Here is a 20,880-nt window from a genome sequence, read left to right on the forward strand (position 1 = left end):
GTGGACACCTTCGCCGAGATCGCCGAGGAGCGTCGCGAGCTGGCCGCGCTGCTGTCGGGGCTGAGCGCCGAGCAGCAGGCGGCGCCCAGCCTGTGCAGCGCGTGGACCGTGCACGACGTCACCGCGCACCTGGTCGTGCCCCTGGAGGTGAGCACCCCGAAGTTCCTGCTGGCGATGCTCGCCTGCCGCGGGAACTTCGACCGGGCGAACGTCCGGGTGACCCGCGAGCAGGCCCGCCGGCCCTTCGCCGAGCTCGTCGAGGTGCTGCACCGGAAGGCCGGCTCGCGGTTCACCCCACCCGGCGCGGGCCCGGAGGCGCCCCTCACCGACCTGCTCGTGCACGGCCTGGACATCCGCCGGCCGCTGGGCATCCCCCGCCGCATCCCGGAGGCGCGCCTGCGCACGTCGCTGACCTTCGTGGCCGCCGGCGGCTTCGTCGGCAAGGGCGCGCTCCGCGGGCTCCGGTTCGAGGCGGCCGACCTCGACTGGGCGCACGGCAGCGGCCCGCCCGTGCGCGGGGACGCCGAGGCCCTCCTGCTGGCGATGACCGGCCGCACCTCCGCCCTGGACCGCCTCGACGGCGAGGGCGTACCGCTCCTGCGCGCCCGGCTCGCCTGACCAGCCCCGGACGGGCGCGCGGCGACGCCCCGGCCGGGAACCACCCGTAAGCTCCCCTCCTCGTGGGCCGGGTCGTCGAGGCAGTGCTGCCGGCCCGCATGGGGACGTCGTTCCGCTGGCTGGTCGGCTCCTCGTGGGTGACCAACCTCGGCGACGGCATCGCCCTGGCCGCAGGGCCGCTGCTGGTCGCCGCGCAGACCTCCGACCCGTTCCTGGTGGCCCTCGCGGGGCTGCTCCAGCGGCTGCCGTGGCTGCTCTTCGGGCTCTACGCCGGGGTGCTCGCCGACCGGGTCGACCGCCGGCTGCTCGTCGTCGCGGTGAACCTGCTGCGCACCGCCGTCCTCGCCGTCCTCGCCGTCGTGCTGGTCGCCGGGGCGGCGGACATCGGCGTCGTCCTGGGTGCGATGTTCCTGCTGGGGACGGCGGAGGTGTTCGCCGACACCACCACCGGCACGCTGCTGCCGATGGTGGTCGGCCGCGCCGACCTCGGCATCGGCAACGCCCGGCTCATGGCCGGGGCGCTGACGATGAACCAGATGGCCGGCCCGGCGGTCGGGGCGGTGCTGTTCGCCGCCGGCACGGCCTGGCCGTTCCTCGTGCAGGCGGTCTGCGTGGCGCTGGGGGCGCTGCTCGTCTCCCGGATGGCGCTGCCGCCGCTGCCCGCCGCGGCCGGTGAGCGGCACGTCGGCCGGGAGGTCGTCGAGGGGCTGCGCTGGACGTGGGGGAACGGGCCGGTGCGCACCCTGACGCTGACGATCGTCTCGTTCAACGTCACCTACGGGGCCGCGTGGTCGGTGCTGGTGCTCTACGCGACCGACCGGCTGGGCCTCGGCGCCGTCGGCTTCGGGCTGCTGACGACGGTGACGGCCGTGGGCGGCGTCCTCGGCACCGCCTCCTACGACTGGCTGGCCCGGCACACCAGCCTCGCCGCGCTGATGCGCGCCGGCCTGGTCATCGAGACGCTCACCCACCTCGGCCTGGCGCTCACCACGACCGCCTGGGTGGCGGCGGCGATCCTGTTCGCCTTCGGCGCGCACGCCTTCGTCTGGGGGACGACGTCGCGGACGGTGCGCATGCGGGCGGTGCCCCTGCACCTGCAGGGCCGGGTCGGCAGCGTCTACATGATCGGCGTCGTCGGCGGCATCGTGCTCGGCCAGCTCGCCGGTGGGCTGCTCGCCGACGCGTGGGGCCTCACCGCCCCCTTCTGGTTCGCCTTCGCCGGGTCCGCGCTCATCCTCGTGCTGATCTGGCGCGAGCTGGCGCAGATCGCGCACGCCGACGAGACCGCGCCCACCGGCTGAGCCGCCGGTCCCGCGCGCCCGCTCCCGGCCCGCCGTGGTGCAATGCCAGGCCGGGCGAACGGGCACCCGGGGAACGAACAGGACGACGATGCAGCACGGGACTTCCACCACCGCCGGCCACTCCCCGCGCCGGCCCCCCCGCCGCGGGTCCGCCCGCCGCATCTGGGCCCGGCACCCCCAGATCGGGCTGGCCCTCCGCGCGGCGGTCGCCGCGACGGCGGCCTGGTGGCTGGCGCACCTGGTCCCCGCACCGCTGTCGGAGTACCCGTACTACGCCCCGCTCGGCGCCGTCATCGCCACGACCACCTCCACCCTGGCCGGCTCGGTGCGCTCGTCGCTGCAGACGGTCGCCGCCATCGCGCTGGGCGCCGGGGTCGCGGTCGCGGGGAAGACGGTGATCGACCCGCGGCTGCTCACCCTCGCCGTGGTCATCGCCGTCGCCGTGCTGCTGTCCGGGTGGCAGCGGCTGGGCAGCGCCAGCAGCTGGGTGGCCACCTCGGCGCTGTTCGTGCTGCTCTTCGGCAGCGAGAACACGACGGCGTACGTGCTCGGCTACCTCGGCCTCACCTTCCTGGGCGGGCTCGTCGGCGTCGCGGTGACCCTGGCCTTCCCGCCGCTCCCCCTGGCGCCCGCGCAGCAGTCGCTGGCCACCCTGCGCGACGCCCTGGCCGGCCAGCTCGACGACCTCGTGGACGGGCTGCGGCAGGAGCATCCGCCGACGCAGGACGACTGGCGGGGGCGCATCCACACGATCGACCCGCTGCTGGCCCAGATGCGTGACGCCGTCCGGCAGACCGACGAGGCCCGTCGGGGCAACCGACGGGCGGCGCGGTACCGGGAGACCGTGGACCGGCAGTACGAGCAGGGGCGCGCGCTCGAGCGCCTGACGCTGCTCGTCGAGGACCTCACCCAGCTGATCGCCGAGACCGAGGTGGCCCACCGGGATCACGTACCGCTGGGGCCGAGCCTGCGGCCCCCGGCCTCCCGGGCCCTCGCGGCGCTGGCCGACGTGCTCCGCTCGGTCGAGGGCGCGTCGGCCGATCCCGACGCGGTCCGCGAGACCGACACCGCGCTGGCCGAGTTCGCCACCGAGCTGCGCCGCGCCCGGGCGACCACCGACGACGACCTCTTCGAGGCCGGGAACATCCTGGAGAACCTCCGCCGGTCGCTGGACTCCGTCCGGCCGGCCGAGCAGGACGAGCAGGAGGAGCAGGGGACGAGCGGCGCTTGACCCTCGACCCGGTCGAGGCCGCAGGGTCGTGGACGTGGAGGGACGCATGCGCGGGATCGGCCAGATGGCCCGGGACACCGGGCTCACGGTGAGCGCGTTGCGGTTCTACGACGGCGCCGGCGTGCTCGCGCCGGCGCACGTGGACCCGCAGAGCGGCTACCGCTGGTACAGCGACGACCAGGTGCTCGTCGCCCGGCTCGTGGCCCGGCTGCGGCGGGTGGGCATGCCGCTCGCCGACATCAGCCGGGTCGTCGCGCACCGGGGTGACCCGGCCGTCGTGGACGCCGTCCTCGCAGTACACCTCGCGCGCCTGGAGGACGGTCTGGCCGACGCCCGCCGCGAGCTCTCCGCAGCCCGTTCCCTCCTCGCCCGGGAGGGCACCGTGACCAGCATCCGGACCACGACCCGCACGCTGCTCGAGGCGCTGCGCGCCGTCCGGTTCGCCGTGGGCACCGACCCCGGCCTGCCGATGCTCACCGGCGTCCTGCTCGACGCCGACGGCGACGCCGTCCGGGTGGTCGCCACCGACACCTACCGGCTGGTCGTGCGCACGCTGCCCGCCGAGCTCGCCGGCCCCCCGGTCAGCGCCATCCTCCCGCTGGAGCTGGTCGACCGGCTGCTCGCGACGGCGGGGTCCGGCCCGGCGACCGTGCGGGTGGCGGGGGCCGAGGTCGCGGTGGAGACGGACGGCGGCGTGCTGCGCGCGGATCGGGTGGACGCCGACTTCCCGGACTACCGGCGGGTGCTGCGGGACGCCGGCGCCGCGCGGGTGGAGCTCGACGTCGACCGGTTCCGCGCCGAGCTGGCCGCCCCGCCCACCCGCACCGTGCCCGTCGGCCCGGACGGCGGCACCGGGACCGCCACGGTGCTCACCGTCGGCGGCGTCGAGCTGGGGGTGAACCGGAAGTTCCTGCTGGAGGCGCTGGACGCGCAGGACGCCGGCCAGCTCGTCCTCGACCTCGACGGGCCGATCGCGCCGCTGGTGCTCCGCGCGCCCGACCGACCCGGGGACGTCAGCCTGCTCATGCCGATGGCGCTGAGCTGACCCCGCCGTTCGTGCACGAACGGTGGCCACCCCGGCCGGGAGACGACCGTTCGTGCACGAACGGTGCGACCCCGGGTCAGCGGGACGTGCGGTCGAGCACCAGCCGGACGGTCTCCGCGGGCTCGTCCCACAGCGGGAAGTGCCCCGAGTGCGCGAACCAGTGGAGCTCGGCGTCGGGGAACGCCGCGATGGCCCGGGCGGCCTGGCGGGCGAGGGTGACCCGGTCGCGGCGGCCCCAGCCGATGGTCAGCCGCCCGGGCAGCGTGCCCGCCGGCGCGCCCTGCTGCTCCGGGCCACGGGCCAGGTCGTCGAGCACCGCGCCGAAGGACGGCGAATCGAGGTAGCCCTCGAGCTCGGTGCGGACGACGCCGGGATCCAGGGCCCAGGGACGGGCGGAGAACTGCGGAAGCAGGGCGGTCCGGCCGGCAGGGTTGCCCAGCAGTGCGGGCAGGGCCGGGCGGATCCGGCGGAGCAGGCCGACCGACGCCGCGATGCTGGCGCGGAACACCGCCGCCTCCCGGTCGGTCCAGAACCCGCCCGGGTCGAGCGCGACGTTGTCCGCGCCCGTTCCGCGCCGGCTGAGCTCCAGCACCATCCGGGCCCCCAGCGAGCTGCCGACCAGCGGCGCATCGGCCAGCCCCTCGGCGCGCAGCCACTCCTCCAGCGCGTCGGTGAGCGCGGCGAAGGACGGGGCGGCCAGCGGTGGGGTGTCCCCGGCGAACCCCGGCAGGTCGACCGCGACGACGCTGCGCTCCGCGCTCAGCCCGGGGAGCACCGGCAGCCAGGTGCGCCAGGAGCCACCCAGCCCGTGCACGAGGACGAGCGGTGGGCCGGACCCGGTGCGGTGCGCGGAGAGCTGCATCGACCGGCCCTACCCGCCCCCGCCGGATGTGCACGAACGGTGGCCACCCCGGCCGGGAGACGACCGTTCGTGCACGAACGGCGGGGGGCGACGGCGAGGCGGCCTCAGCCCAGGGGCGAGCGGGGCAGCAGGCGGTCGCTGATGATCCGCTTCTGGATCTCGCTGGTGCCCTCGAAGATCGTGGTCAGGCGGGCGTCCCGCCAGTGCCGCTCCACCTGCCGCTCGGTGGTGTAGCCGTTGCCGCCGTGCAGCTGCATCGCCTGGTTGGTCACCCGCACCGACATCTCGGTGGCCTCGAGCTTCACCATCGAGGCCTCCTTGTGCACCGGCAGGCCGAGGTCGAGCAGGTGGGCGACCTGCCGGTAGAAGGCGCGGGACTGCTCGATCTGCGCCGCCATCTCGGCGACGGCGAACCGCAGCGCCTGGAAGTCACCGATCGGGTGGCCGAACTGCTCGCGCTCCTGCAGGTAGCGGATCGAGTCCTCGAGCGCGGCGCGGGCCAGGCCGACGGCGCGGGCGGCGGTGTGCACCCGCGCGGTGTTGAGGAACTTCTGCGCCTCGGCGAACCCGGCCTGCTTCGCCTCCTCGCCCTCGGCGGCGCTCTCCTCCCGCGCGGCGCGCGCCTCGTCGATGACGTTCTCCGCCGGGATCCGGACGCCGTCGAAGGTGAGGTCCCAGGTGAGGAAGCCGTGGTAGCCGATCTTGTCGATCGGGGAGCCGGACAGGCCCGCGGGGAACTCGCCGCGCTCCTTCTCCAGGAGCAGGTTGACCAGGCCGGCGGACCGGGACTCCCCCGGCCCCGGGTCGCGTTCGCGCACCAGCACCTGGATGAAGTCCGCGGCCTTGGCGTTGCCGCACCAGCGCTTGCGCCCGGTGACCACCCACTCGTCGCCGTCGCGGACGGCGCGGGTGGAGACCCCGGCGAGGTCGGAGCCGGCGTCGGGCTCGGAGAGCGCGATCGCGCCGATCCAGTCGCCGCGGGCGCTGCGGGCCATCAGCTCGTGCCGGCGGTCGGCGTCGGGCACCGCCGTCCCGAGGCCCTGGGACCGGGCCAGGATGCTGGCCGTCGACATCCAGGCGCGGGCCAGCTCCTCGCTGACCATGCAGTACTCGAAGACGCCGAGGCCCAGGCCGCCCTGCTCGGCGGGCACGGTGATGCCGAAGTACCCGAGCTCGGCCAGCCGGGCGAGCAGCGACGCCGGGATCTCGCCCTTCTGCGGGTCGAGCTCGTTCGCGACCGGCAGCACCTCGTCGGTCGCGAACCGGCGGGCCTGCTCCTGCAGCGCCTCCCGCTCCGGGGTGTGCCACGGCGGCAGCAGCACCGGGGGCTGCGGCTCGAGGATGTCGTCGGTGCCGGTCATGGTGCGTCCTCCTCGTCGAGGGCGGTGATCACCCACCTGGCACCTGGCTGTTCCCCCACGGTGCTCGATCACCCGCGGTCGTGACCAGCCTCACGGCCGCGCCGACCGCTGGTCCGTGACCGGTCAGGCGCCCCGTTCCCGCGCCAGCGCGATGTAGTGCTCCACCAGCGAGGCGTCGTCGACGGTGCCGGTGTTCACCGCCTTCGCCGGGTCGATGCCCTGGAACAGCCGCTTGAGCGGCACCTCCAGCCGCTTGCCGGTGCGGGTGTGCGGCACCCCGGGGACGGCGATGACCTCGTCGGGCACGTGCCGCGGTGAGGCCTCGGCCCGGATCGCCGACCTCAGCCGGCCGATCAGCTCGTCGGTCAGCTCCGCCCCCGGGGCCAGCTGCACGAACAGCGGCATCCAGTAGCCGCCGTCGGGCAGCTCCACCCCGAGGACGACGCAGTCGGCCACCTCACCGAACGCCTCGACGACGGCGTAGATGTCGGCGGTGCCCATGCGCACCCCGCCGCGGTTGAGCGTGGAGTCCGACCGCCCGGTGATCAGGCAGGTGCCGCGGTCGGTGATCTCCAGCCAGTCACCGTGCCGCCACACACCGGGCCACGGCTCGAAGTAGGCGGCGCGGTACCGGGCGCCGTCGGGGTCGTTCCAGAAGTAGAGCGGCATCGAGGGCATCGGCTCGGTGATCACCAGCTCGCCCAGCTCGCCGGTGACCGGCTCGCCGTCCTCGTCCCACGCGGCGGCGGCGACGGCGAGCATCGGGCGCTGCAGCTCCCCCGCCGTCACCGGCAGCAGCAGCGTGCTGCCGATGAACCCGGTGGCGACGTCGGTGCCGCCGGACAGCGAGCCCAGGAAGACGTCGCGGCCGACGGCGTCGTAGACCCAGCGGAACGTCGACGCCGGCAGCGGCGACCCGGTGACGCCGACCGACCGCACCGCGGAGAGGTCGTAGCGCTCCCCCGGCCGCTCGCCGGCCTTCTCGCAGGCACCCAGGTAGCCGGGGCTGACGCCGAAGAACGTGATGCCGGTGCGCGCGGCCAGGGCGAACAGCGCGTCGACGGCCGGATAGGTCGGCGCGCCGTCGTAGACGACCACCGTCGCGCCGGACAGCAGCGCGGAGGCGGAGATGTTCCACATGATCCAGGCGGTGGAGGCGTACCAGAAGAACCGGTCGCCGGGGCCGATGTCCATGTGCAGGTCGGCCTGCTTGCGCTGCTCCAGCACCACGCCGCCGTGCCCGTGCACGATGCCCTTGGGCAGCCCGGTCGTGCCGGAGGAGTAGACGATCCACAGCGGGGCGTCGAACGCCGTCGGCTCGAACTCCGGCTCCTGCTCGTCGGCGACCGCGTCGGCCCAGGCCAGCGCGCCCTCGGGGGTCTCGCCGGGGAAGACCCGCGGCAGGCTGATCGTCGTCCGGACGCTGGGCAGCGCCGCGCGCAGCTCGGCGACGACGTCCCGCCGGTCGTGCGGCCGGCCGTTCCACCGGTAGCCGTCGACGGCCACCAGCACGGTCGGCTCGATCTGGGCGAACCGGTCGAGCACCGCCCGGGTGCCGAAGTCCGGCGCGCAGGAGGACCACACCGCTCCGATCGACGCGGCGCCGAGGAAGGCGACCATCGCCTCGGGCACGTTCGGCAGGTAGCCCGCGACCCGGTCACCGGGGCGCACGCCGAGGCGGCGCAGCGTCGCGGCGAAGGCACCGACCTGGCCGCGCAGCGCGGCCCAGGAGATCTCCTCGGGCTCGAGGTCCTCGGCGACGGCGATCAGCGCCGGCCGGTCGTCGGCGGCCTGCCGGAACACCTGCTCGGCGACGTTGACGCTCGTGCCGGGGAACCAGACCGCGCCGGGCATCTCCCGGCCGGCCAGCACCTGCTCGTCCGGGACGCCGGGGAGCACGCCGGTCCACTCCGCGACGTCGGCCCAGAACTGGTCGAGGTGCTCCACCGACCAGCGCCACAGCCGGTCGTAGTCGACCGGATCGCCGAAGGAGAGCCCGCGCCGGCCGGCCACCCAGCCGGCGAACGCGGCCATCCGCGTGCCGGCGATGCTCGCCGGGGTGGGCTGCCAGAGGACCTCGGGGGCGGACGCGTCGGCGGGCACGAGCGCACCCTGCCATCCCCGGCGGCGACCGGCCAGGGTCGTGCCAGGCTGCGGAGCCATGGACGCCGCCCTTCCCGAGCTGCTGACCGACTTCGGCCTCTCGCTCGTGGTCACGACCGGCCGCGGCGGGCAGCTGCTGCTGGTGCGGGCCGACGAGCGCGGCGACGGGATCCGCGCGCTGCCGTTCGAGAGCCCGACGGGCATCGCCGTCCGCCCCGACCGCTTCGCGCTGGCCACCGCCCGCCAGGTCCTCGACTACCGCAGCCAGCCGGCGGTCGCCGCCCGGCTGGACGACGACCGCCACGACACCTGCTTCGTCCCGCGCGCGGCGCACTGGACCGGCGCCATCGGCGCGACCGAGCTGGCCTGGGCCGGCGACCGGCTGTGGGTGGTCTCGTCGGCCTTCTCGTGCCTCGCGACCCTGGACGCCGACCACAGCTTCCGCCCGGAGTGGCGGCCGCCGTTCGTCTCCGCGCTGGCCCCTGACGACCGCTGCCACCTGAACGGGATCGCGGTCCGTGACGGAGCGGTCCGCTACGCCACGGCGCTGGGCCGCAGCGACACCGCGGACGGCTGGCGGGAGCACGCCCGCGACGGCGGGCTCCTCCTGGAGGTGCCCGGTGGCGAGGTGCTGGCCGGCGGCCTCGCGCTGCCGTACTCCCCGCGCTGGCACGACGGCCGACTCTGGCTGCTCGAGGCCGGCGCCGGCGCGCTGGTGTCGGTCGACCCGGCCTCCGGCGAGCGCACCGTGGTCGCCACGGTGCCCGGCTTCGCCCGCGGGCTGGCGCTGGCCGGGCGGTACGCCGTCATCGGGATCTCCCCCGGCGACGAGGGCCCGGCCTGCGGCCTCGAGGTGGTCGACACCCGCACGGGCGGCGCGGTGGCGTCGCTGCGCTTCGGCGGCGCCGTCGAGGAGATCACCGACGTGCAGCTGGTGCCGTTCCGGTTCCCGGAGGTGCTGGAGCCCGACGCGCCGCTGACCGCCACCTGCTTCGTGCTGCCGGTCGAGACGCTGGCCGACGTCGCCCGCTGACGGCATCCTGAGCGCGTGCTCCCCGACCCCGCCCCCGAGCGCGACGACATCGAGCGGAACGTCCTGGGCGGACCGCTGCAGCCGTGCGGCACCGACCCGGTCACCGGCTTCTACCGCGACGGGCACTGCGCCTCCGGCCCGGAGGACCTCGGCCGGCACACCGTCTGCGCCGTCGTCTCAACCGAGTTCCTGGCGGCGCAGCGGGAGCTGGGCAACGACCTCACCACCCCGCGCCCGGAGTACGGCTTCCCGGGGCTGCGGCCGGGTGACCGGTGGTGCGTCGTCGCCGTCCGGTGGCTGCAGGCCTACCAGGCCGGCGCCGCGTCGGGGGTCGTGCTGGCCGCGACCAACGCCCGCGCCCTGGAGGTGGTGCCGCTAGAGGCGCTGCGCCAGCACGCCGTCGACGTGCCGGACGACGTCAGCGGCCTGGAATGAGCGAGGAGCTCAGCCGCCGGTCCCCCCACCGCCGAGCATCCAGCTGTTCTTGTTGACCGCACCCCGGGCGTCCGGGCCGTCGAGCCGGTCGCGGTCCAGCGGGCCGTCGGGCAGCTCGTCGCGCCGGTCCCGCTGGGCGGGCCGGCGCCGGAGGTACCAGGTGGCCGCGACCACCACGAGCACCGCCGCCGCGATCAGCAGCCACTCCACGGGACCTCCTCGGGACGGATGCCGCAACCGTAGGCGCCGCAGGCCGCGCGGCGCCGGAATGAACGCGCGGCCGGAGGCGCTGCGGGCGGCATGGCCGACCTCCTCGACACGCCCCTGACCACGCTGCAGGGCAGCAGCACGACGCTGCGGGAGCTCACCGGCGGGACGCCGGCGCTGCTGGTGAACGTGGCGAGCCGGTGCGGGCTCACCCCCCAGTACGCCGCGCTGGAGGCGCTGCACGAGGAGTACGGCCCCCGCGGGTTCACCGTCGTCGGGGTGCCCTGCAACCAGTTCAAGGGCCAGGAGCCCGGCACCGCCGAGGAGATCGCGGAGTTCTGCTCGGCGACCTACGGCGTGACCTTCCCGATGACCGGGAAGCTCGAGGTGAACGGGCCCGGCGCGCACCCGCTGTTCCAGGAACTGACCGCGGTGCCCGACCTCGACGGCGCCGCGGGCGACGTGCAGTGGAACTTCGAGAAGTGGGTGCTCGACGGGACCGGCCGGGTGGTCGCCCGCTTCCGGCCGCGCACCGAGCCGGACGCCCCGGAGGTGCGGGCCGCCGTCGAGTCGGTGCTCCCGGCCTGAGCCGGTTACGGTCGGGCATGGCCGCTCCCGACCTCCGCTTCTGGTTCGACCCGGTGTGCCCGTTCGCGTGGCTGACCAGCACGTGGGTCCGCCAGGTGAGCGCCCAGCGGGAGTACGCCGTCGAGTGGCGGTTCATCTCGCTGCGGCTGCTCAACGCGCACATCGACTACGCCACCCACTTCCCGCCGGAGTACGAGGCCGGGCACACCGCGGGCCTGCGGCTGCTGCGCGTGGCCGCCCACGCGCGCGACCGGCACGGGAACGAGGGCGTCGCCCGGTTCTACGAGGCCTGCGGGCAGCACGTCTTCGAACGCGGACCGGAGGGCGACCGGGCCGAGCGGGGGACGGCGGGCTTCGTCGCGCCGGTGCTCGCCGACGCGGGCCTGCCCGCCGACCTCGCCGACGCGCTGGAGGACGGCGGGCGCGACGCGCAGATCCAGGCCGAGACCGACGAGGCCCTGGCCCTGACCGGCAAGGACGTCGGGACGCCGATCCTGCACTTCCGGCCGCCGGAGGGGGTGGCCTTCTTCGGGCCGGTGATCAGCCGCCGGCCCAGCGACGAGGAGGCGGTGGCCCTCTGGGACCACGTGGTGGGCCTCGCCTCGTTCCCCGGGTTCGCCGAGCTCAAGCGCAGCCTGCGCGAGCGGCCGCAGCTGCCGGCGTTCGGCGTCCAGCCGGGAGAGGCGGGGAAGCAGGAGGACTGGCACGGCGGGAGCCGGCGGCAGAAGCGCTGACCGGATGCGGCGGAGGCCCAGCTAAGGTTAGCCTTATCTGATTCTCGCCGTCCGTCCCGGGAGCTGCTCGTGGCCACCACGGTCGACGTCCCGGCCCGGGACGTGGCACGACCGCCCACCCCGCCCCGGCGGCTGGGCACGCTCGTGCTGCTGCTCGCCCTCGTGGTCGCGGCCGCGCTCGCCAGCATCGCGATCGGCAGCCGGTCCATCGGCCTGCCCGAGGTGTGGGGCGCGCTGCTCGACCCGCCGCTGGACACCGACGAGGCGGTCATCGTCCGCGAGCTGCGCCTGCCGCGCACGGCGCTGGGGCTCATGGTCGGCGCCGCCCTCGGCCTGGCCGGCGGCCTGATGCAGGGGCACACCCGCAACCCGCTGGGCGATCCCGGCCTGCTCGGCGTCACCGCCGGGGCCTCCCTCGCCGTCGTCCTGGCGATCTCGGTGCTGGGCATCAGCACGCCGGCGGGCTACGTCTGGTTCGCCTTCGCCGGCGCGCTGGCGGGCACGGTGCTGGTCTACGGGATCGGCTCGGCGGGCCCGGGCGGCGCCACCCCGGTCACCCTGGCGCTCGCCGGCGCGGCGCTCTCGGCGCTGTTGTACGCGCTGGTCCGCGCGATCCTGGTCAGCGACGAGCAGACCCTCGACAGCTTCCGCTTCTGGGTGGTCGGCTCGCTGGCCGGCCGCGACGCGAGCGTGGCCTGGCAGGTCGCCCCCTTCCTCGCGCTGGGGCTGGTGCTCGCCCTGGTCAACGCGCCCGCCCTCAACCTGCTCGGGCTCGGCGAGGACGTCGCCCGCGGGCTGGGCCAGCGCATCTGGCTGGCCCGCGCGGTGGGCCTGGCCGCCATCACGCTGCTCTGCGGCGCCGCCACCGCCGCCTGCGGCCCGATCGCCTTCGTCGGGCTGGTGGTGCCGCACGCGGTCCGCGCGCTCACCGGCCCCGACCACCGGTGGCTGCTGCCCTGCTCGGCCCTGGCCGGCGCGGCCCTGCTGCTGGTCGCCGACGTGATCGGCCGGGTCGTCGCCCACCCCGGCGAGCTCCAGGTGGGCATCGTCCTTGCCCTCGTGGGGGCGCCGTTCTTCGTCGCCCTGGTGCGCCGGCGGAAGACGGTGGCGCTGTGAGCGTCGCCGCGCCGGCCCGGCCCGAACCGGCCGCCGGCCCGGTGCGCGCCGGTCGGCCCGTGCGGGTGGGGCCGGTGTCGGGGCTGCTGCGCTGGCGCGACGTGGCCGTCCCGGCGGTCGCCTTCGCCGTCCTGGTGCTGGCCGCCGCGCTCAGCATCGGCCGGGGCGACTACCCGATCGGCCTGGGCGAGGTGCTCCGCACGCTGGTGGGCCTCGGCGAGCAGACCCAGGAGTTCGTCGTCCTGCAGCTGCGCGCGCCCCGGGTGGTGGTCGGCGCGCTGGTCGGGCTGGCCCTCGGCGTCTCCGGCGCGCTGTTCCAGACCTTCGCCCGCAACCCGCTGGCCGCCCCGGACACCCTCGGCATCACCACCGGCGCCTCGGTGGGCGCCGTCGCGGCGATCGTGCTCAGCGGCGGGACGTCGACCGGGGCGATCCTCGGCGGGCTCGGCGTCCCGGTCGCCGCCCTGCTCGGCGCGCTGGCCACCGGCGCGCTGCTGTTCGGCCTGGCGTGGCGCACCGGCATCGACGGCTACCGGCTGGTCCTGGTCGGCATCGCCCTGTGGTCGGTCGGGGCGGCCCTGGTCGACTGGCTGCTCACCCGCGCCGAGATCCACGACGCCGCGTCGGCCTACGTGTGGATCACCGGCTCGCTCAACGCCCGCACCTGGGACGACGTCGTCCCCCTGGGCCTCGCCGTCGCGGTCCTCCTGCCCCTCGCGCTCGCCGCCGGCCGGGTGCTGGGCGTGCTGCAGTTCGGCGACGACACCGCCCGCGGGCTGGGGGTGCGGCTCACCGGCGCGCAGACCGCCGTGGTGCTGCTGGCCGTCTGCCTCGTCGCGTTCGCCGTGTCCGCCGCCGGGCCGATCACCTTCGTCGCCCTCGTCGTCCCGCAGATCGCGGTGCGGCTCACCGGCGGGTCGCGGCCGCCCCTGCTGGCCGCCGGCCTGCTGGGCGCGCTCCTCGTGGTCGGCGCCGACCTGGTCACCCGCACGGTTCTCCCGCAGGCGCTGCCCGTGGGCATCCTGACCGCCGTCATCGGCGCGCCCTACCTGCTCTGGCTCCTGGTCCGCGGAAGGCGGCGATCCACCGTATGACCGAGCTCCTGCACCGTTCCCCGACCGCGGCGCCGGATGCGGCCCGCGTCCGGCTGGCCGCCGAGCGCGTCCGCCTGGCCTACGACGAGAACGTCGTCGTCGACGACCTCGACCTGGAGCTCGCCGAGGGGTCGTTCACGGCGATCGTGGGCCCCAACGGCTGCGGCAAGTCCACCCTGCTGCGCGCACTGGGCCGGCTGCTGCGGCCCACGTCCGGGCAGGTGCTGCTCGACGGGCGGGCGATCGCGAAGACCCCGACCCGCGAGGTGGCCAAGGTGCTCGGCCTCCTCCCCCAGACCCCGGTCGCGCCCGAGGGGCTGACCGTCGCCGACCTGGTGGCCCGCGGCCGGCACCCGCACCAGAACTGGCTGCGCCAGTGGTCGCGGGACGACGAGGCGGTGGTGGCCGAGGCGCTGTCCTGGACGAGCATGACCGACCTCGCCGGCCGTCCCGTCGACGAGCTGTCCGGCGGCCAGCGGCAGCGGGCGTGGATCTCGATGGCGCTGGCGCAGGGCACCGACCTGCTGCTGCTCGACGAGCCGACCACCTACCTCGACCTCTCCCACCAGATCGACGTCCTGGACCTGGTGGCCCGCCTGCACGCCGAGCGCGGGCGCACCGTCGTGGTGGTGCTGCACGACCTGAACCTGGCGGCCCGCTACGCGCAGCGGCTGGTGGCCATGAAGGACGGCGCGCTGGTCGCGTCGGGCTCCCCGGCCGAGGTGCTCACCGAGCAGCTGCTGGCCGAGGTCTTCGAGCTCGAGGCGCGGGTGCTGCCCGACCCCGTCTCGGGGACGCCGATGGTCGTCCCGGTGCGCCGGCTGCGCTGAGCGCCGACCCCCTGTCCCCATCGACTTAGGGCAGGCTAACCTTCCTCGACCGGGATGATCATGCATCCCCGTGCCCGAGGGAGTTCCGTTGCACATCACCGCTCGCCGCCTGCTGGGCGGCCTCCTCGCCCTGGGCGTCGCCGCCGGCACGAGCGCCTGCGGCGCCGACGCCGAGGACGACGCCGGCACCGATCCCGCCGCCGCCACCTCCGACGAGGGCTGGACGTACACCGACGACCTCGGCACCGAGGTGGAGCTGGACGGGACGCCGACCCGGATCGCCGGCCTCAACGACGTCATGGCCTCGCTGTGGAACTACGGCGTCGAGCCGGTCGCCACGTTCGGGCAGACGTCGGCGGCCGACGACGTCGCCTTCGAGGGCCGGGACCTCGCCGACGTCGAGATTGTCGGGGAGAGCTACGGCCAGATCGACCTGGAGCAGCTCGCGGCCGCCGAGCCCGACCTGATCATCACCTCCGTCTACCCGGTGGACTCCGAGGGGACGCTGGACCCGGCCTCGCCGCCGTACGGCATCGAGAGCGCCGCCCAGCTCGAGCAGCTCCAGCAGATCGCGCCGGTCGTCGCGATCGCCTACCGCGGCTCGGCCGCCGAGGTGATGGCCGACGTCGCCGAGCTCGCCGAGAGCCTCGGCGCGGAGACCGGCACCATCGAGGCGGCGCGCGCGGAGTACGACGAGGCCGCCGCGGCGCTGACCGCGGCCGGGGAGAAGGGGGTCAGCGTGCTCCCCGTCTACGCCACGCCGTCGGAGGGCTGGTGGATGGCCAAGGCCGGCGACGACCCCCAGCTCGCCCTGTACGAGGAGCTGGGCGTCGACTTCGTCGACCCGGGCGGCGACGGCTACTTCTGGCAGAGCGTCGGCTGGGAGCAGGTGCCCGACCACCCGAGCGACGTCCTCCTGTACTCCCTGCGCGGGGGCATGACGCCGGAGGAGATGGCCGAGCAGCCCACCGCGGCGCGACTGCCCGCCCTCGAAGCCGAACAGGCCCACCCGTGGAAGTACATCGGGATGGACTACGCGGCCCAGGCCGAGTACATGGCCGAGCTCGCCGGCTGGCTCACCGCGGCCGAGGACGTCACCCCCTGACCCGGCGGCCCGGCCCCGCTCAGGACCCGAGCGGGGCCGGGCTCTCCGGCACCGGCGGCACCGCCGGTGCCGAGCGCGCGGTCTGGGCGAGCACGATCCCGGCGAGGACGACGGCGCCACCGAGGATCTGCCACCCGGAGAGCACCTGCTCCACCCACAGCCAGGCGACGACGGAGGCGAACACCGGCTCCGCCGTGGCCACCAGCCCCGCCGCGGTGGGCGGCAGGTGGCGCAGGGCGGAGATCGACAGCCAGAACGGCACGACCGCGCCCATCACGGCGATCCAGGCGACCAGCACCCACAGCGGCACCTCGACCGAGCCGACCGAGATCGGGACCGTGCGCGCCAGGGTGCCGGCGTCGAAGAGCCACCACGGCGCCGCGACGGCCCAGAAGACGGCCGCGGCCACGAACGCCCAGCAGGTCAGCGTCACCGGGTCGCGGGAGACCGTCGCGCGCTCCCCGATCAGGTAGTACGTCGCCAGCGCGGCCGCGGCGGCGAACCCGGCCAGCACGCCGACCGGGTGCAGCGTTCCCCCGCCGGTCCAGACCTCAGCCACCAGGACGAGGCCGGCCAGCGACAGCCCGAGCGCCGCCCACACCCGGCGGCGCACCCGCTCGCGCCGGACCAGCCAGACGTACAGCGCGATCAGCACCGGCGCGGTGAACTCGAAGATCAGCGCGATGCCGACCGGGAGCCGGCCGATCGCCACGTAGTACAGGAACTGCGTCAGGGCGATGCCGACGACGCCGAGCACGGCCAGCATCGGGATCTCCCGCCGGCTCACCCGCAGCCGGTCGGGGGCGACGGCGAGCAGCACCGCCAGGAGCACCACCGCGGCACCGGTGCAGCGCAGGGCGGTCAGCCGGGGCGCCGAGATGCCGGCCTGCAGCGCGAGGGTGGAGACCGTGCCGTTGACCGCGAAGAAGCCGGCGGCGGCGAGGGTCAGCGCGTAGCCGACGGCGGGGCGTGGGGTGCGGGCCACGGGTGCACGGTAGCGGGCAACCGCCGCCGAGCCACCTACAACCCGCCCGCCGGATCCGGAGGAGGGCACCGCGCCTCGCACGTGAGGGATCTCTCCGGGGGCCATCCGCCCAGGTGAGCGGCGTGCGGGAGCACCCGGTCACCGTCCGGCCGCCGGTCCGGTTGGCATCGGCGGGCCTCCCTGCGCACTGTGGGAAGGTCGCTTCCCCACGACGACAGGAGAGTGCCCGTGGACGCGTTCGGTGACGTCCTGGACTGGCTGTCCGGGCGCGGCCTGGAGGTGGTGCTGATCATCGTCGGATCGGTGCTGCTGGCCCGGTTCGTCGCCTGGGTCGGCACCAGGGTCACCGACCGGATCGACCGCAACGCCACCGAGAGCGACGCGCTCGTCCGCTCGGAGGCGGCCAAGCACCGGCACTCGCTGACCCAGGTGCTCACCTGGGCGGCGGTGGTGCTGATCTACTCGATCTCCGTCTTCTTCGTCCTCGACCGGCTCGGCGTCCCGATCACCGGCCTGGTCGCGCCCGCCACGGTGCTCGGCGTCGGCCTCGGCTTCGGGGCGCAGCGGATCGTCGGCGACGTGCTGGCCGGGTTCTTCATCATCACCGAGCGGCAGTACGGCTTCGGCGACGTCGTCGCCATCCAGGTCCTGGGCGGCATGGAGCCCGCGTCGGGCACCGTCGAGGACGTGACGCTGCGGGTCACGCGGGTCCGGTCGCCCGACGGCGAGGTGGTCACCGTGCCGAACGGCCAGATCGTCAAGGTGATCAACCTGTCCCGCGACTGGGCGCGGGCGGTCGTCGACGTGCCGGTGCCGACCAGCGCCGACGTGAACCGGGTGAACGAGGTGCTCCGCGAGGTCGGCCGCCAGGCGTTCCGCGACCCGGGGCTGCGGCCGCTGCTGCTGGACCCGCCCAGCGTGATGGGCGTGGAGAGCCTCGACCTCGAGCAGGTCAACATCCGGGTGGTCGCGCGCACGCTGCCCGGCAAGCAGTTCGAGGTGGGGCGGGACCTGCGGGCCCGGGTGGTCCAGGCCTTCCGCAGCCAGGGCATGCAGGTGCCCCAGGCGACCGCGACCGAGCCGGTCCAGGACGGCGCCACCGCCGTGCAGGAGAGGGTCCGATGAGCACACCCGACCCCGGCCGCGCGCCGGACGCGGCCCCCTCGGCGCCCACCGTGAGCACCGCGCCCGCCGCCGCCGCCGGCGATCCCGCTCCGACCGACGTCGCCCCCGGCTCGCGCTGGTGGTCGAACGTCCCCCGCCACCTGGGCCGGGCACGCACCTCCACGGTCGTGCTCGCCGTGCTCTTCGTCGGGCTGTTCTTCCTCTACCTCAACGTCCGCCCGCCGGCGCCGGGCACGCCGCCGGAGACCCCGGCGTCGGACACCTCCGTCGTGGAGGAGCCGGTGCCCACCGAGACCACCGAGCCCACCGAGCCCACCGAGCCGCCGGAGACCGAGCCGACGACGACGCCCACCACGACGCCGTCCCGGCCGACCACGAGCCCGCCGACCTCCACGACCACCCCTACCGCACCGACCGGGACCGGGACCCCGACCACGGAGCCGGGCCCCTCGGACGAGGACGGGACGACGGAGGCGCCTCCGGGCGAGCCGACGGTGACCGAACCACCGGCCGGCTGAGTTCGCGGCGTGTGACCGGTGTTTCACGTGGGACAACGGCGTCCTAGGATCGGGCCTGGCTCCTGAGAGGCAGCGCGAAGCACCTGGCTGGCTGCCCGGCAACCTCTACTCCGTCTGAGGTGCTCCAGGGGAAGAGCCGGTTCCCGCGGCGCCCGCCGTGGGGGCAAGGACGGAGCTCCCGTGCGCCGCGGGTCTCCGCGAGCGAGAGGAGACGGCGCATGACCGACCCGCAGAGCTGGAGCTTCGAGACCCGGCAGATCCACGCCGGCACGAGCCCCGACCCCACGACCGGCGCCCGCGCGCTGCCGATCTACGCGACCACCGCCTACCAGTTCCGCGACAGCCAGCACGCCGCGGACCTGTTCGCGCTGGCCGAGATGGGCAACATCTACACCCGGATCATGAACCCGACGCAGGACGCGCTGGAGCAGCGCGTGGCCTCGCTCGAGGGCGGCGTGGCCGCGCTGGCGGTGTCCAGCGGCCAGTCCGCGACGACGCTGGCGATCCTGAACCTGGCCGAGGCCGGTGACCACGTCGTGGCGTCGGCCTCCCTCTACGGCGGCACCTACAACCTGCTGCACCACTCGCTGCCGAAGATGGGCATCACCGTCTCCTTCGTGGAGGACCCGGACGACCCGGAGGCCTGGCAGGCGCTGGTGCGGGAGAACACCCGGGCGTTCTACGCCGAGACCATCGGCAACCCCAAGGGCGACATCCTCGACATCGAGGCCGTCTCAGCGGTCGCGCACCGCAACGGCGTCCCGCTGATCGTCGACAACACGATCGCCACGCCGTTCCTGATCCGCCCGCTGGAGTTCGGTGCCGACGTCGTCGTCCACTCGGCCACCAAGTACCTCGGCGGTCACGGCACGGTCATCGCCGGGATCATCGTCGACGGCGGGCGGTTCGACTGGACCGGCGGCCGGCACCCGATGTTCACCACCGCCGACCCCACGTACCACGGCGTGGTCTACGCCGACCTCGGTGCGCCGGCCTTCGCGCTCAAGGCCCGGGTGCAGCTGCTCCGCGACCTCGGGCCGGCGATCAGCCCGTTCAACGCCTTCCTCGTCGTCCAGGGCATCGAGACGCTGTCGCTGCGCATGGAGCGACACGTGCAGAACGCCACCCGGGTGGCGGAGTTCCTGGAGGCCCACGACGCGGTCGAGCGGGTCAACTACCCGTCGCTGCCCTCCTCCCCCTGGCACGCGGCGCAGCAGAAGTACGCCCCGAAGGGCGCCGGCGCCGTCCTCACCTTCGAGCTGCACGGCGGCCGCGAGGCCGGCCAGAAGTTCGTCGAGGCGCTGGAGCTGCACAGCCACGTGGCGAACATCGGCGACGTCCGCAGCCTGGTCATCCACCCGGCGTCGACCACGCACTCCCAGCTGACCGCCGAGGAGCAGCTCACGACGGGCGTCACGCCGGGCCTGGTGCGCCTGGCCGTCGGCCTGGAGGGGATCGAGGACATCCTCGCCGACCTGGAGGCCGGGTTCCGCGCCGCCAAGACCGCCTGAGATGGCCGGGTGGGTCGAGGGGGATCCGGGGGGCGACCGCCGGTTCCTCGACCTGCCCGGCCCCTTCCCCCTGGAGCGCGGCGGGAGCCTGCCCGGCGTGCGGATCGCCTACGAGACCTGGGGCGAGCTCGCGCCGGACGGCGGCAACGCCGTCCTGGTCGAGCACGCGCTCACCGGTGACAGCCACGTCGTCGGCGCGGCCGGCCCGGGGCACCCCACGGCGGGCTGGTGGGCGGGGCTGGTCGGCCCGGGCGCGGCGCTGGACACCGACCGGTTCTTCGTCGTCTGCGCGAACGTGCTGGGCGGCTGCCAGGGGACGACCGGCCCGTCGTCGGCCGCGCCGGACGGCGGCCGCTGGGGGTCGCGGTTCCCCGAGGTGACGGTGGGCGACCAGGTGCGCGCCGAGGCCGCCCTCGCCGATGCGCTCGGCGTCGAGCGGTGGGCCGCCGTGGTGGGCGGCTCGATGGGCGGGATGCGGGCGCTGGAGTGGGCGGTGGCCGCCCCGGACCGCGTCGACGGGCTGTTCTTCCTCGCCTCGGCCGCGGTCGCCTCGGCCGACCAGATCGGCACGCAGACCACCCAGCAGGCCGCGATCCGCGCCGACCCCCGGTGGGCCGGCGGCGACTACCCGCTGGACGACCCGCCGGCCGACGGCCTGGGCGTCGCCCGGCGGATCGCCCACCTGACCTACCGCAGCGGGCTGGAGCTGGAGGCCCGGTTCGGCTCCCTCGTGCAGGACGACGGCCGCTACGCCGTCGCCTCCTACCTCGACCACCACGCCGGGAAGCTCGCCCGCCGGTTCGACGCCGGCAGCTACGTGCTGCTGACCGAGGCCATGAACAGCTGGGACGTCGGCCGCGACCGGGGCGGGGTGGAGGCGGCGCTGGCCCGGGTCACCGCCCGCGCGGTGGTGGCCGGTGTGGACAGCGACCGGCTCTACCCGCCCGCGCAGCAGCAGCGGGTCGCCGACGCGCTCGGCGTGCCGCTGCGGCTGATCAGCTCCCCCTACGGGCACGACGGCTTCCTTCTCGAGTCCGACGCCGTGGGCGCGCTGCTGCGCGAGCTGCTGGACTGACCG

21 protein-coding genes and 1 riboswitch are annotated in these 20,880 nt (G+C 75.3%); of the genes, 16 read left to right on the forward strand and 5 right to left on the reverse strand.

Going from position 1 to position 20,880, the window contains the following annotated elements:
- From BD833_RS09695 to BD833_RS09710, 4 genes are all read left to right on the forward strand, one after another.
- Positions 1 to 618 (forward strand): maleylpyruvate isomerase family mycothiol-dependent enzyme, encoded by a 618-nt coding sequence (locus tag BD833_RS09695; protein WP_208092522.1) that lies wholly within the window; start codon positions 1 to 3, stop codon positions 616 to 618.
- 62 nt (positions 619 to 680) lie between these two features.
- On the forward strand, positions 681 to 1,919 hold the full coding sequence (locus BD833_RS09700; protein ID WP_166532925.1) for an MFS transporter: 1,239 nt from the start codon (positions 681 to 683) through the stop codon (positions 1,917 to 1,919).
- An 88-nt stretch (positions 1,920 to 2,007) separates the two neighbouring features.
- On the forward strand, positions 2,008 to 3,150 hold the full coding sequence (locus BD833_RS09705; RefSeq protein ID WP_166532926.1) for an FUSC family protein: 1,143 nt from the start codon (positions 2,008 to 2,010) through the stop codon (positions 3,148 to 3,150).
- A gap of 46 nt (positions 3,151 to 3,196) precedes the next feature.
- On the forward strand, positions 3,197 to 4,195 hold the full coding sequence (locus BD833_RS09710) for a DNA polymerase III subunit beta family protein (protein ID WP_166532927.1): 999 nt from the start codon (positions 3,197 to 3,199) through the stop codon (positions 4,193 to 4,195).
- Between the two features lie 76 nt (positions 4,196 to 4,271).
- Here BD833_RS09710 and BD833_RS09715 read toward each other — a convergent pair whose 3' ends face one another.
- From BD833_RS09715 to BD833_RS09725, 3 genes are all read right to left on the reverse strand, one after another.
- Positions 4,272 to 5,057 (reverse strand): alpha/beta fold hydrolase, encoded by a 786-nt coding sequence (locus tag BD833_RS09715; protein WP_166532928.1) that lies wholly within the window; start codon positions 5,055 to 5,057, stop codon positions 4,272 to 4,274.
- 104 nt (positions 5,058 to 5,161) lie between these two features.
- Positions 5,162 to 6,418: an acyl-CoA dehydrogenase family protein gene (locus tag BD833_RS09720; protein ID WP_166532929.1), complete on the reverse strand. Its 1,257-nt coding sequence runs from the start codon at positions 6,416 to 6,418 to the stop codon at positions 5,162 to 5,164.
- Positions 6,419 to 6,541: 123 nt separating this feature from the next.
- Positions 6,542 to 8,521, reverse strand: coding sequence for an acetoacetate--CoA ligase (locus tag BD833_RS09725; protein ID WP_166532930.1), 1,980 nt, complete (start codon positions 8,519 to 8,521; stop codon positions 6,542 to 6,544).
- Between the two features lie 58 nt (positions 8,522 to 8,579).
- Here BD833_RS09725 and BD833_RS09730 point away from each other — a divergent pair, with 58 nt between their 5' ends.
- Both BD833_RS09730 and BD833_RS09735 read left to right on the forward strand, forming a co-directional pair.
- On the forward strand, positions 8,580 to 9,554 hold the full coding sequence (locus tag BD833_RS09730; protein WP_166532931.1) for a TIGR03032 family protein: 975 nt from the start codon (positions 8,580 to 8,582) through the stop codon (positions 9,552 to 9,554).
- Positions 9,555 to 9,569: 15 nt separating this feature from the next.
- Positions 9,570 to 9,989 (forward strand): DUF2237 family protein, encoded by a 420-nt coding sequence (locus BD833_RS09735; protein WP_208092524.1) that lies wholly within the window; start codon positions 9,570 to 9,572, stop codon positions 9,987 to 9,989.
- A gap of 9 nt (positions 9,990 to 9,998) precedes the next feature.
- Here BD833_RS09735 and BD833_RS09740 read toward each other — a convergent pair whose 3' ends face one another.
- Positions 9,999 to 10,199 (reverse strand): hypothetical protein, encoded by a 201-nt coding sequence (locus BD833_RS09740; RefSeq protein ID WP_166532932.1) that lies wholly within the window; start codon positions 10,197 to 10,199, stop codon positions 9,999 to 10,001.
- Between the two features lie 90 nt (positions 10,200 to 10,289).
- Here BD833_RS09740 and BD833_RS09745 point away from each other — a divergent pair, with 90 nt between their 5' ends.
- The 6 genes from BD833_RS09745 to BD833_RS09770 all read left to right on the forward strand — a co-directional run bounded on the left by BD833_RS09745 (position 10,290) and on the right by BD833_RS09770 (position 15,663).
- Positions 10,290 to 10,784, forward strand: a complete 495-nt coding sequence (locus tag BD833_RS09745) for a glutathione peroxidase (protein WP_166532933.1) — start codon at positions 10,290 to 10,292, stop codon at positions 10,782 to 10,784.
- 17 nt (positions 10,785 to 10,801) lie between these two features.
- Positions 10,802 to 11,518 (forward strand): mycothiol-dependent nitroreductase Rv2466c family protein, encoded by a 717-nt coding sequence (locus tag BD833_RS09750; protein ID WP_166532934.1) that lies wholly within the window; start codon positions 10,802 to 10,804, stop codon positions 11,516 to 11,518.
- 69 nt (positions 11,519 to 11,587) lie between these two features.
- Positions 11,588 to 12,634, forward strand: a complete 1,047-nt coding sequence (locus BD833_RS09755; RefSeq protein ID WP_166532935.1) for a FecCD family ABC transporter permease — start codon at positions 11,588 to 11,590, stop codon at positions 12,632 to 12,634.
- Positions 12,631 to 13,728 carry a FecCD family ABC transporter permease gene (locus tag BD833_RS09760; RefSeq protein ID WP_166532936.1) on the forward strand — a complete coding sequence of 366 codons (1,098 nt, stop codon included), beginning with the start codon at positions 12,631 to 12,633 and terminating at the stop codon, positions 13,726 to 13,728. Before BD833_RS09755 ends, BD833_RS09760 begins: the two co-directional genes overlap by 4 nt.
- Positions 13,725 to 14,558 (forward strand): ABC transporter ATP-binding protein, encoded by an 834-nt coding sequence (locus BD833_RS09765; RefSeq protein ID WP_166532937.1) that lies wholly within the window; start codon positions 13,725 to 13,727, stop codon positions 14,556 to 14,558. The genes BD833_RS09760 and BD833_RS09765 overlap by 4 nt, the downstream gene beginning before the upstream one ends.
- 88 nt (positions 14,559 to 14,646) lie before the next feature.
- Positions 14,647 to 15,663, forward strand: a complete 1,017-nt coding sequence (locus tag BD833_RS09770; protein WP_208092526.1) for an ABC transporter substrate-binding protein — start codon at positions 14,647 to 14,649, stop codon at positions 15,661 to 15,663.
- Between the two features lie 19 nt (positions 15,664 to 15,682).
- On the opposite strand, the gene BD833_RS09775 is transcribed toward BD833_RS09770, so the two are convergent.
- Positions 15,683 to 16,648: an EamA family transporter gene (locus tag BD833_RS09775; RefSeq protein WP_166532939.1), complete on the reverse strand. Its 966-nt coding sequence runs from the start codon at positions 16,646 to 16,648 to the stop codon at positions 15,683 to 15,685.
- Positions 16,649 to 16,876: 228 nt separating this feature from the next.
- Between BD833_RS09775 and BD833_RS09780 the strand changes: the two genes are divergently transcribed.
- The 4 genes from BD833_RS09780 to metX all read left to right on the forward strand — a co-directional run bounded on the left by BD833_RS09780 (position 16,877) and on the right by metX (position 20,877).
- Positions 16,877 to 17,773: a mechanosensitive ion channel family protein gene (locus BD833_RS09780; protein WP_208092528.1), complete on the forward strand. Its 897-nt coding sequence runs from the start codon at positions 16,877 to 16,879 to the stop codon at positions 17,771 to 17,773.
- Complete coding sequence (locus BD833_RS09785) at positions 17,770 to 18,291, forward strand: Rv3103c transmembrane domain-containing protein (protein WP_166532941.1); 522 nt, start codon at positions 17,770 to 17,772, stop codon at positions 18,289 to 18,291. The genes BD833_RS09780 and BD833_RS09785 overlap by 4 nt, the downstream gene beginning before the upstream one ends.
- A 58-nt stretch (positions 18,292 to 18,349) precedes the next feature.
- Positions 18,350 to 18,467, forward strand: a riboswitch (SAM riboswitch).
- A gap of 42 nt (positions 18,468 to 18,509) precedes the next feature.
- Entirely contained in the window at positions 18,510 to 19,802 is a 1,293-nt protein-coding gene (locus BD833_RS09790) for a bifunctional o-acetylhomoserine/o-acetylserine sulfhydrylase (protein ID WP_166532942.1), read from the forward strand.
- 1 nt (position 19,803) lies between these two features.
- Entirely contained in the window at positions 19,804 to 20,877 is a 1,074-nt protein-coding gene (metX, locus tag BD833_RS09795) for a homoserine O-acetyltransferase MetX (protein WP_166532943.1), read from the forward strand.
- Positions 20,878 to 20,880: the final 3 nt, after the last annotated feature.

The organism is Blastococcus xanthinilyticus, assembly GCF_008124835.1.
GTDB classification, from domain to species: Bacteria; Actinomycetota; Actinomycetes; order Mycobacteriales; family Geodermatophilaceae; genus Blastococcus; species Blastococcus xanthinilyticus.